The organism is Salinimicrobium oceani (assembly GCF_012037645.1).
Map to the genome: position 1 here is coordinate 1 of NZ_JAAVJR010000081.1, position 836 is coordinate 836.

The 836-nt window shown below is 42.7% G+C and carries 2 protein-coding genes; one reads left to right on the plus strand and one right to left on the minus strand.

Annotated elements, in window-relative coordinates; all coding sequences use genetic code 11:
* On the plus strand, positions 1–277 hold a 277-nt coding region (locus HC175_RS15505), incomplete at its 5' end, for a response regulator transcription factor (RefSeq protein WP_168139356.1).
* 361 nt (positions 278–638) lie between these two features.
* On the opposite strand, the gene HC175_RS15510 is transcribed toward HC175_RS15505, so the two are convergent.
* Positions 639–818 (minus strand): hypothetical protein, encoded by a 180-nt coding sequence (locus HC175_RS15510; protein ID WP_168024601.1) that lies wholly within the window; start codon positions 816–818, stop codon positions 639–641.
* Positions 819–836: the final 18 nt, after the last annotated feature.

Below are 836 nucleotides of genomic sequence, written 5' to 3' on the forward strand. Positions count from 1 at the left end.
GCAGTATATTGTAAAGACCTTTCCCACTGCGAGGTCATTCAAGAACAGCATTTCGGGAGAAACGCCGGACTTGTTCTTGCTGGACATTATGCTCCCGGACGGAAACGGTCTTGAGCTTTGTAAAGATCTTAAGAATAATTCCAGTACCAGTAATATTCCTGTGGTCCTAATGTCGGCTCATGCAGACATTAGCCGTATGGAAGGCGCAGATGATTTTATAGCCAAACCCTTTGATGTGGATGAATTGCTAAACAGGATTGAGAAGCAGTTAGCGTAAAGTTAGTGTTCAGTGTTCAGTGTTCACTGATCAGTGGGCAGTAGTAATAAAAAAATCTGATTACGTCTTTGCGAAGGAGCCTTTTTAGCGACTGAAGCAAATTCCTTCCTGGGTATGACTACTTTGAAAATCTTCCAACCTCATAAGCAGATTGCTTCGCTCCCCTGCGTGTCGCTCGCAATGACGTTGCTGACATCCTCCAACCCCATGAGCGGATAGCTTCGCTCCCCAGGGGTGTCGCTCGTAAAAACGTTTCAAAAAAAACAAAAAAAAGCTGCCGGAAGGATCTTTTAAAAAGGAAATATTCCCCTTTTCAAAAACTCTTCCTGACAGCCTTAACAACTATCAACAGTTGTAAATATTAAGACAATTTTGCTTTGATCTGGTCTTTATTATCTCTTACGAGCGTGTAAGCGTAATATCCGGCTCCGGCGATGGCACCCCATTTAAGAAGACTACCTGTCCACTGGATCCCTTTCTTAGCCGCCCAAAGTTTAGCTACTTTTTCACCTGCATCTTTTGCATTTCTCTTTAAGTCCATTTTTCTGGTTTTTTAGAT

Excerpts from the sequence above, each read along its gene's own strand:
- HC175_RS15510 (WP_168024601.1), bottom strand. The coding sequence starts at position 818 with ATGGACTTAAAGAGAAATGCAAAAGATGCAGGTGAAAAAGTAGCTAAA.